The 10,262-nt window shown below is 46.2% G+C and carries 7 protein-coding genes; 2 read left to right on the top strand and 5 right to left on the bottom strand.

Annotation, left to right across the window (positions count from 1 at the left end; all coding sequences use genetic code 11):
• Nucleotides 1-21: 21 nt before the first annotated feature.
• Genes ACZND6_RS05220 through ACZND6_RS05205 form a run of 4 tightly spaced genes read right to left on the bottom strand, consistent with a single transcriptional unit; the run spans nucleotide 22 to nucleotide 4,041 of the window.
• On the bottom strand, nucleotides 22-1,575 hold the full coding sequence (locus ACZND6_RS05220; protein WP_293737552.1) for a tripartite tricarboxylate transporter permease: 1,554 nt from the start codon (nucleotides 1,573-1,575) through the stop codon (nucleotides 22-24).
• A gap of 10 nt (nucleotides 1,576-1,585) precedes the next feature.
• Nucleotides 1,586-2,053 (bottom strand): tripartite tricarboxylate transporter TctB family protein, encoded by a 468-nt coding sequence (locus ACZND6_RS05215; protein ID WP_293737551.1) that lies wholly within the window; start codon nucleotides 2,051-2,053, stop codon nucleotides 1,586-1,588.
• A gap of 20 nt (nucleotides 2,054-2,073) precedes the next feature.
• Entirely contained in the window at nucleotides 2,074-3,027 is a 954-nt protein-coding gene (locus ACZND6_RS05210) for a Bug family tripartite tricarboxylate transporter substrate binding protein (RefSeq protein ID WP_300875944.1), read from the bottom strand.
• A 45-nt stretch (nucleotides 3,028-3,072) separates the two neighbouring features.
• Nucleotides 3,073-4,041 (bottom strand): aminopeptidase, encoded by a 969-nt coding sequence (locus tag ACZND6_RS05205; protein ID WP_293737549.1) that lies wholly within the window; start codon nucleotides 4,039-4,041, stop codon nucleotides 3,073-3,075.
• Between the two features lie 469 nt (nucleotides 4,042-4,510).
• Between ACZND6_RS05205 and ACZND6_RS05200 the strand changes: the two genes are divergently transcribed.
• Nucleotides 4,511-7,723, top strand: coding sequence for a S8 family serine peptidase (locus ACZND6_RS05200; protein ID WP_300875947.1), 3,213 nt, complete (start codon nucleotides 4,511-4,513; stop codon nucleotides 7,721-7,723).
• Between the two features lie 114 nt (nucleotides 7,724-7,837).
• Here the strand turns inward: ACZND6_RS05200 and ACZND6_RS05195 are convergent, their stop codons facing one another.
• Nucleotides 7,838-8,827, bottom strand: a complete 990-nt coding sequence (locus ACZND6_RS05195; protein WP_489524436.1) for a LysR substrate-binding domain-containing protein — start codon at nucleotides 8,825-8,827, stop codon at nucleotides 7,838-7,840.
• 153 nt (nucleotides 8,828-8,980) lie between these two features.
• Here ACZND6_RS05195 and ACZND6_RS05190 point away from each other — a divergent pair, with 153 nt between their 5' ends.
• On the top strand, nucleotides 8,981-10,258 hold the full coding sequence (locus ACZND6_RS05190; RefSeq protein ID WP_302178829.1) for a pyridoxal phosphate-dependent aminotransferase: 1,278 nt from the start codon (nucleotides 8,981-8,983) through the stop codon (nucleotides 10,256-10,258).
• The last annotated feature ends 4 nt before the right edge of the window (nucleotides 10,259-10,262 follow it).

The following is a 10,262-nucleotide window of genomic DNA, read 5'->3' as shown; positions in this document are numbered from 1 at the left end:
TGTAGAGGAAGAGGAAAGAGGTCAGGAAGCCGCTGTAATCCGGGCTTCTTCCGATAATTCCGTTTTTTGGTCAGACGGCTTGGCTGAAGCTTTCCTTTTTTTGTATTGTGAGCGAATGATGGAATAAAGAATTAAACCGATTAGAATCATGCAGATTGGGCTTGAGAATATTCCCCAAAGCAATTGACCGACATCTCCTTGTACCAAAGCCAGGGCACGCGCTAATTCACTTTCAGCCATTGTGCCGAGTACCAAACCTAAAACCAAAGGTTCTCTGGGAAGGTTGAAGTGCTTCATTGCACATCCCAATGCTCCGAAGCCTATCATGACCCAAACTTCAACAATTGAGCCGTTGACGGCGTACGAGCCGATCACTGCTAACGCAAGCACTAATGAAGCAAGGATGGGTTTAGGCATCGCCAGCAATTTGACGCAGTATTTGGCACAAAGGATTCCGATGGGAATGAAAGCGACATTAGCGATGAGTAAACTGAAGATAAAGCTGTAAACAGTCTCAGCATTCTCTTGGAAAAGCGTTGGCCCGGGCTGGAGTCCATGAATCATCAGCCCGGAGATCAATACAGCCGATACGGCGTTGCCCGGGATGCCTAACGTAAAGGCAGGAACGAGCGAACCGCCGACTACGGCATTGTTGGAAACTTCTGAAGCCAAAACGCCTTCGGGGCAGCCGGTGCCGAAATGACTCGGATCTTTGGCGGATTTCTTTGCGTCATCGTAGGCAATAAATGAAGCGATGGACTGGCCGGCTCCCGGGACGATGCCGATTATGATGCCAATGATTGAGGCTCTGAGAGTCAGCATTTTGTATTTCAGGATTTCTCTCATCGCGCGGATAATTCCAGAGCAGGAAACCGAACTTTCGACTTTAACGGCATCTTTTTCGTCTCTTAACATTGAGACAACTTCCGGAAGAGAATAGAGGCCAATTAATGCAGTCACTAGAGATAAACCGTTGAAAAGTTCCGGCAGATCAAAGGTAAAGCGCGCTTCCCCGGTAATCGGATGCATTCCTACAATCGAAAGTAAGAGACCAAAAATACCGGAGATCATTCCTTTAACAATATTCTTTTCTGAAAGCGCAGCGATGATGGCGACTCCGAAAAGCGCCATGATGAAATATTCCTGAGAGCCGAATTCCAAAGCCAAACGCGCTAAAGGAGGAGCAAGAAATAAAAGGGCAAAGACAGAGAGAATTCCGCCGACTGCCGAACCGATCGTAGATAACGCTAAGGCGCGAGAAGCCTGCCCTTTCTGAGTCATCGGATAACCGTCAAGTAGCGTGCAGCAGTTCGAGGGAGTTCCGGGAATATTTAACAGAATTGCACTGATGGAGCCGGCGTAACTTGAAGAGGCATAAATGGCACCGAGAAGGGCCAGTCCCATCGCTGGGCTCATGCTGAAAGTGAAAGGTACCAGAAGGGCAACGCCCATAGTGCTCGTAAGTCCCGGCAGAGAGCCCACGACAATGCCCAGAATTGTCCCTAGGAGAACCATCCCCAGCATTCCGGGTTCCAATGCTTGGAAAAAAGCAGGAAAAAGTGCTGAAAGATCCATAGCGGCCCTCCTAAAAAGCCCATATCTCGCCGACAGGCAATCGTGTGCCAAGAAGCAGCGTAAAGAAGAGATAAACGCCGGCAAGGAATAAAACAGTCACTCCCAGATAGATCAAAAGATTCTTTTTACGGACGTACCCGAATCCGGCCATCACCAGTATTAAAAATAAGAATGTCGAGAGATAGTAGCCAAGCAGGGGGATAGCAGCTGCATAGGCTCCGACTAACAAGAGGACTGACAAAGAAAGTGGAAAACTCAGTTTGTGAAAGTTAAAGGAAAGCGACAGTTTTTCAGTTTTAATTTTTCTGAAGAGGGTGACGGCATTAAGGGCTGAGAAAGACACGAAAAGCCAGCCTAAGAAGACCGGGAACTGTCGGGAGTCCGGTTCATAAGAATAGCCTTTCCATAAGATCAGACTCCCCGCGAGCAAGAGAAAAGCAGCCAAAAACGTTTCTTTTCGGGTGTTTTCTTGTTCCATGATTGACTCCCGACAAAATGTTAGAAGAGGTTCTTGTTTTCTGAGACTAGTTTGGAGGTCTGAGAGACAATTCTTTGAGTTTCTTGGGCGTTTTTAAAGCCGATATCCAGCTTGAGTTTCTTGGTTTCAGCGATGAAATCCGGATCTTCGCAAATCCCTTTGATGCCGTTTTCTAACTTAGTTAATACTTCGGGACTTAAGCCTTTGGGCGCGCAAATGCCGCGGATAGCTGCGCCTGCAGGCGCGATATCTTTTCCGAAAGCTTCTTTGGCAGTGGGAGCGGAGGCTGCGGACTGATCAGCGAATACCACGAGAATTTTAAGTCCGTTGCCGAGCTGCTTTTGTGCGGCAGAGAGTGTTGAAGCACAGAGGTCAACTTTTTTACCCATCAATGCTGTAAGTGCCTTACCTGAGCCGTTGAAGGGAACGAAATTTGTCTTAATACCAAGATCTTTTTCAGCGATCAGATGCTGGAGCTGAACATTAGATTGCGGACCGTCTCCGGCGACATTCAAAGTTTTGGTTTTAGCTGCTTTGATGAAATCAGCTGCTGTTGTATAAGGACTGTCCTCGTTGACAACCCAGACAATTGGGTCAGATTGAACAGCTGCTATGAAGGTGAAATCATCCATAGAGAAAGGCACATTCTTACGCAGTTCCTTGATCATGATCATTGAAGGTAAAGAAGCCGCACCGATTGTGTAACCATCCGGTTTGGCTTTACTCAGAAGGGTCCAGCCGATTTGGCCGCCGGCTCCTGGTTTATTGTCAATGGTAAGAGTTTGACCGAGATGTTTTTCAGCGTATTTGCCCATGATGCGAAGAAGAATGTCATTGCCGCCTCCTGCGCTAAAAGGCACGATCGTCAAGAGCGGCTTAGAAGGATAAACATCCGCAGCGTAGGCTGAACCGGCGCCAAAGAAGCTTAAGGCAGTGAGAACGGAGAGGGAGGAGAGGAGTTTTCTGCGTTTCATGGTGTTGTCCTTGGGATGGAAATAAAGTTTTTGAGATAATTTTGATTAGAGCGTCGGATGGTCTTTGTCGAAAATTACTTTTCCATCGGCGACAATGGTCGGATGCCACATGATGAGATCGTAATGACAAGGAGCCTTGGTAACTCCGCCCAGTGTGAGACTTGTGCCGATGCCGATATGACAGGTACCGAGGACTCCCTCGTCTTCAAGCATGATTCCGCACATGCGACACTTTGGATTCAATCCAATCCCGAGCTCTGCAATGTTGTAGCTGTTTTTATCGCCGTGGCTGGCTAAATCTTTGCGAAGAATTTCTGCAGCTCTTCCGCCTTTGATTTCGGTGATAAAGCCGCCTTCGACTTTGCATATGACAGGTTCATCAACAAGGCCGATTCCGAGGTACGGAATAGAAGCATCGCATACGATAACCCCTTCAGCGGTTCCCTCGATAGGTGTGGTATTGGCTTCAATCGTTGGAATGGTAGAGAACTGACCTTTTTCAACGACGCAGTAAAGTGCATTTCCGCGCCGACCTTTCGTATTAAAGCGAAGATCGGTTCCTCCCGGAGAGGTGATATGAATCTCTTCAGCATTTTCCAAGGCTTTGGCTACGGCAATGCAGGTTGGTTTGATTTGGTCAAAGTCAGCTTCTATCCCGCCGTGCATCATAACTTCAGGGGTGAAATCTGTCATGACGATGATTCGAGCTCCGGCTGCCGCCGCATTTTTTACTGCATGTGTATGGGTAATAGAGTAACTGACGGGCACGATCACGACGTCCGCATTTTTCATGGCTGCGGCCACGGCGGCAGGTGGTTCTTCTCCAGCCCGTCTTCGAGGCTTCATGCTCATAATCATAACTTCAGCACCTCGGTCACAGGCAACGGCAGCAACGGCTTTAGCGATATCTGTTTTCGCATAGTCAGTGACCAAAAGGACAGTTTCTCCTGGCTGCACTTTTGTAGCAACGTCGACTAAGGTCTTGGCTCCCTTCATCATTAGAAGTTCTTTCATCACTTTTCCTTTCTTTGCGCCATCATCGTGCAGTCGCACCAATTTAGGGCATCCCTGCACAACCGTGACGCGTTTAAGTTAGGTTATTGAGGCTTTGAAAACTAGTCAGGTTGATTATTGGTTTAAAGATTTTGCTAGGTTTCAAAATAATCTATGCAAGAACTATGCCAAGTTTGCGTTATCTCATTGAACGAGTTGTATGAAAGTATCGTTAACTTAAACACTGCCTCTTTCCGAGAACATCAGGAAAAGAGCAAGCATGAAACCAATATCGGGTGAGATAGGAAAAAATATCTAAAAATAAATAAATGTTAAGGGGTGAATGATGTTAATCAAAGTGGTCACTCCGAACTGAGATCGGTAGGAAATACAGGAGAATTTTTAAAAAGTCCTGCCTCACAGTGTTTCCTCGCATTTTCAGAAGTTGACGGTACTAATACAGTGGATGGAGAAATCGCTCGGAATTAAAATGAAAACCACTCCAAAAATAAAACAATTAACTTTAGCCTGCTTTTTGGCTGCGGCCGCAGTGACGATTAATTCTGCTGGAGCTGCAGAATCCGAATTTCAAACGAAAGAATATTTTTCTTCCAACGGACTTGATTTAATTAATGCAGCCTCTGCCTACGATCAGGGATATACGGGAAAAGGTGTTCTCATTGGCCTTTTAGATACTCCTATGAGAGAAGATCACCCGGAATTGTCAGGCAAGTTTGAAGTGATCGCTGCCTTGGATAAAGACGGTCACTTGGTCGCAAATCCTACCACTTGGACTCAGGATGTAAGCCACGGTACTCATGTCGCCTCCATCATGGCGGCAAAGAAAGACGATATCGGTATGCATGGTGTTGCTTTTGACAGCAATGTAGTTGGACAGGTCTATATCGGTTTACAAAGTTACTATTTCGCCGATGACAAAAAATTCTTTCAAGCGCACCCGGAAATAAAAATTCTGAATAACAGCTGGAATGGAATGGCGGTTGACAAAAGTTTTGTTCCAAATGGTGAGGTGTATTCTGTCCAAGAGGCTAAAAAGCTGGCTATGACCGAAGGTGTTAAACCTCATTCCGGTCAGTTAGTAAAGTGGGCGATTGAAAATCCGAACAGTTTGGCGGTGGTAGCTGCGGCAAATGACGGCTGGGTGTCTCCCTCATTTATGGGAATGCTTCCGCGTTATTACGGTTCCGAATTAGGAAATTGGGTTACGGTTGTGTCTCTAAATCCGTTAGATGCAACGCGCAAAGACGGCAAGATTTCACTTGGACCGACAGGCTTGTCGTTGTTCAGCAATATCGCAAGAGGCGCAGAACTGTTCACAGTCTCGGCACCGGGAGGATATATCTCTGCCGCAGATGCGGTGACGAACGGCTATACAATCAAATCCGGAACCTCCATGGCTACGCCGCAAGTTAGTGGCGCCGCAGCGCTAGTCGCACAGGCCTTTCCTTGGATGAATGGAAAGCAGCTGGCGGACGTCATTTTGACGACCGCTAACAGCAATATCGAATGTCCGGATATATTGGTCGGTTTTGACGAGTCGACTGAAACGGCATTGGTTTTCTACTATTTTTCTACAGAAAAACCTTCTGAAGAACAGGTTATCAAGGCCCTAACGGAAACATATAACAAAGATCCTGAGGCTTGGGGGTACCGCTCTCTGAATTCAATGATCGAGTATTTTGTCAAAGATCATTTTGAGAAATCTGAGGCAGAGCAAGAACAAGACAAATATGTTCGTTTGATTCGTGTCACTAAGGAAGAGGTGTTTGGACAAGGTGTATTAGATGCCGGGAAAGCGGTCGGTGGTCCTGCACGGTTAGATGTGAACCGAATGTCTTCGAATTCCGTTAAGACTTATGCCGAATTTGGAAATACGGCGTACGCCTTTGAAGTCTTCGATACACAAGGTCATATGGCAGTTTTTAGCAATGACATATCGGAGCGACTGTGGGATGACAAATACCATCACGAGGAATACCGCACAGGTTTGCAAGGTATTTCTAGGCAGACTCGTTCTTCAGAGAATTCCATTCTTGCCGATAAAAAACCGGGTCTCATCAAAACAGGTTGGGGGATGCTGGCTCTGATGGGAACGAATACTTATTCTGCTCCGACTATTGTTGAGGGCGGATCATTAATGATCAACCCTCGCCCTGACGGATCAGGGGGTATCTTAGTTAATAGCTCAGTTTTGGTTCAAAAAGACGGCGGTCTGTTAGGTACCGGAACTGTCATAAATAGAGTGATCAACAATGGAGTATTTTTACCCGGGACGGACGAAGCGCCTTTTACGGTAGGCGATTACGAACAGGGGCCAACAGGAGATCTCCTCTTTATTGTGGACCGTTATGGGGCGCATAACCAGCTCAAAATTCTCAATACAGCAAAAGTGGAAGGAACGCTGTCGTTAGGATTGGAAAAAGCTTTTTATACCAACGAGTTTTCTCAAAGACTACAGCTGACGGATTTAATTTCTTTAGCCGATGGGGGGCAAAAACCGGAACTGAATTTCTCCGTCGTTCGTCTTATTAATGATTCTCCGACTTTGGATTTCGTATTAGAAAACAAAGGAGAAAACTTTGTTCTTTCCAGTTTGAGGCGAGGTGATAGTTATTCCCGCTATGCGCAGACGCCGGCTCAATATTCTCTTGGTCAAGCCTTGTATAGGATTGCGTCCGGTTCCGTATCCGATGATGGTTTGACGGACTTAATTGGAGAGTTGGACTTTTCGGATTTTGCCGGCAATAAAGTTCAATCGGCTTTAAAAAATGTCTTGCCCAATATTTATCTAGACGCCCAGAAGGCGGAACTGGATCAGAGCAGACTGCTCAATCGTTTTGTTTCTTCCGGGTTGCCGCAGAATGGAGTTTGGATGAAATCTCTTGCCTCTTTTGCCGACCGCTCCGGGACAGATCAAATCAATGGGTACAACACTCGGCAGGCTGGGGCAGTGGGCGGCTTGAGAACGAAAATTTCCGAGCAGCTGGAGACAGGACTTTTCTTCGGCGTCTCGGACCTAAATTTGAAGGAAGATGGTACCGGCAGTCATTACGACTCAACCTTATTCGCTTTCGGTGCAGAGGGACGTTATACCTCTTCGACTGTCCCGGGATTTTCTGCGTTCGGTAGCGTTTTTGTCGGGCTCTCTGATTCAAAAATTACAAGAAAATCATTGGATGAATGGCATAAAGCTCACTGGACGGGATTTACTTTTGGAACGCAATTAGGAGCCGAACTGCGGTTGTTGAGTCAAAAAGGGATATCAGCAGGGCCGTTCGCCTCAATTGATTACGTATTTAGCCATCGTCCTAAAGTTTCCGAGTCCGGTGGGTCGATCCCGCAAACTCTCTCTAAAAGCTCGAGAGGAGAAGTGAGTACGCTGCTTGGCCTGAAAATTGAGATGAAACAGGACCTTCAGCCGGGAATCCTGACTGCAGGCGGAAAAATCGGATGGCGACATTTCTATGGCAGCAAGAACATAAATGTAAGGAGCCGTTTTAATGCGTCCGAAGAAAGTTTTTATGCGCAGAGTGATTCCTACGGCAGAGACGCGTTAGAAGGAGCCGTAGGCTTTTCCTGCGAAACGAAATCCGGTATTTATGCGGGGTTTGAGGCTGTCGCATCAGTGGCAAGGAAAGAAAGAAGCCTAGGAGCGAATTTTAAAATCGGGAAACGATTCTGAAATTAGAACCAAAGGCATTCAAAAGAACTTTCACGTTTACCGGTACGTGGATGAATATGGGAAAAATTAATGAGGTGCTTCGTTTGGAAGCACCTCATTAAGCCAAAAGAAGGATTACTCCGAAGGACGAGAAGCAAGTTGGTCGAAGAGAGCTCTTTCTTCGGAGACAATTTTGGAAATTTCTGTCGCTATCAAATCCATAACTTCTCGATATAAGGGACTTTCTGAATTAGAGTTCCGGCAGTAAACACACAGAGGTGCATCGGGTCTGCCCCAACTGGGTAAGACCAGCTCCAGTTTGCCTTTTTGGATTTCCTCTGCCACAACGCCCAGTGTTACATCAACACTGATACCGACGTCTTTCAAAAGCATGCTTCTGCAATAAGATCCGTCGCCTTTGAGAACGTGGGGCAGACGTTCAATATCAATGCTTGTGCTTGGGTCTGAAGTTTTATTCGAACTCCTCTTTAGGAGAATCGGAGAAAACGTCGGACTTGTTTTGTACCTAAGAAGCACGACATGTTCTTCAAGGTCCTGAGCTTTTTTAGGCGCCGGATGTTCAGCTAAATATTTTTTTGAGGCAAGCAGGGGAAAGCGGTATTCTGCAATTTGTCTGCATGTTAGGGTAGGTTCTTCCTTTCGATAAAAACCAACGGAAATATCGGTTTCACGCTCCATTAGGGCCCTAAGCCCCATGTCAGCAGAAAATTCGAAAGTAACACTGCTGCCTTCACGCCGCTCATAGTTAACTAACTTTTCTAAGAGGGGTTCTTTATTAAGATTTATAGGCAGTGAAATACGGATATTGCGTTTAGGTATCTTCTGAAGATTAACGCCGATTTCACGACATTCATTTTCAAGACGGTCTTGGGCTGCAACGAACTCTTCAACAAAGGGAAAAATCTTTATTCCGTTTTCACTTAGTCTCATTGGACGCGGACGATGAAGCACTAAGAAGAAACCTAGTTCATCCTCCAATTTTGAAATCAGCCTCGAGGCATAGGGCAAGTCAATTCCGCATTCCTGCGCAGCATGGCTCAGTGTTCGACCTTGACCTATTAAACAAAAAATCTTCCAACTGAGTTTTCGGTCGTACAGTTTCATATCGACTCCTACAAACAAGTCTTGGTAATAATACCAATGAACAACTTGCGCGAAAGAACAATTTAGGATTTAGAAATCATACATTTTCATGAGTTCTACTTTTTCTTAACATGAAGGAAACCGTTCCGAAGTCCTTGTTTTCTTGGAGACTATATGTTCGAAAATCCTACATCTTTATTTCCTATGGTCAGATTTGTCCCGTATATGGGTGTGATTTGGACAATCCACGAAGCTTCCAAGCTTGGTTTTTACAATGGACATCCGGAATGGTGCAATGTTGGTCAGGGGCAGCCTGAGGTCGGAGAGATTCCGAAAGCGCCTCCGAGAATTAATTCGGTCAGCTTGGAAGAACTGATCGACGCCGCTTACGGTCCGGTCGGGGGAACTCCTGAGGTTCGAGCTGCGGTCGCTGATTGGATTAATAGGACCTATCGTCGTGGGCTGAAACCATATTCGGTGGAAAATATTTCTTTTGCTTCCGGCGGACGGTTAGCTTTGACGCGCCTGTTTAGTATTTTTAAAGACGGCAGTCGAATAGCCTATAAAAATCCGGACTATACCGCTTATGAAGATTACTTGTACCCGCTTCGTCATTCTTGCGAATTGATTGAACTAAGGGCGCAAGAGAAAAATGGTTTCATGGTTTCCGACGCAGAATTTTCCGAATTCATTAAACAATACAGACCGGACGCTTATATCTTCTCAAATCCATGCAATCCTACCGGTCAATCAGTAAAAGGAGGATCTTTAGCCAACTATGTGGACATTTGCCGTAAAGAAAATTGTCTTCTCGGATGTGATGAATTTTATGCGACATTTGCCTATGAAGAGGATGGTTCACCCTCGAAAGAACCGGTTTCGGTGCTGCCGTTTATCGAAGATGTTAATAAAGATCCTGTAGTTGTCTTTGACGGACTGACTAAAGGATTTCGCTATCCCGGTTGGAGAGCTGCGTGGATGGTCGGACCTAAATACTTAATTGAAATGGTTAACAGAGCTGCCAGCGCTGTTGACGGCGGTCCGTCGACGATCGTTCAGAGAGCGGCAATTGAAGAGCTTTCTTCCGGACACGCAGAAGCGGAATTGCTTGCCACAAGAAAAGAATTTGCCGTTAAACGGAGACTCATGATTGACGGCCTTCAATCGATAGGAATAAGAGTTCCGGATCCGCAGCCTCTAGGTACTTTTTACGTTTGGGCGTCGCTTGAAAACCTTCCCGGGAAATTATCGGACGCCGATTACTTCTTCCATGAATGCCTCAAGAAAAAAGTTATCACTGTACCGGGCCACTTCTTTGATGTTCGTCCTTACCGCAACCGTCCGACAAAAGAACCATATAGCCATTGGGTTCGCTTCTCCTACGGTCCAAACCGTCGGACGGTTGCGACCGCTCTGTCCCGAATGGCGGAAGTGATTCGAGAACATCGTTAGCACT

This window comes from Parasutterella sp., assembly GCF_057870745.1.
The sequence above is the reverse complement of the archived record's forward strand: the minus strand, read 5'-3'. Positions and strand labels throughout refer to the sequence as shown.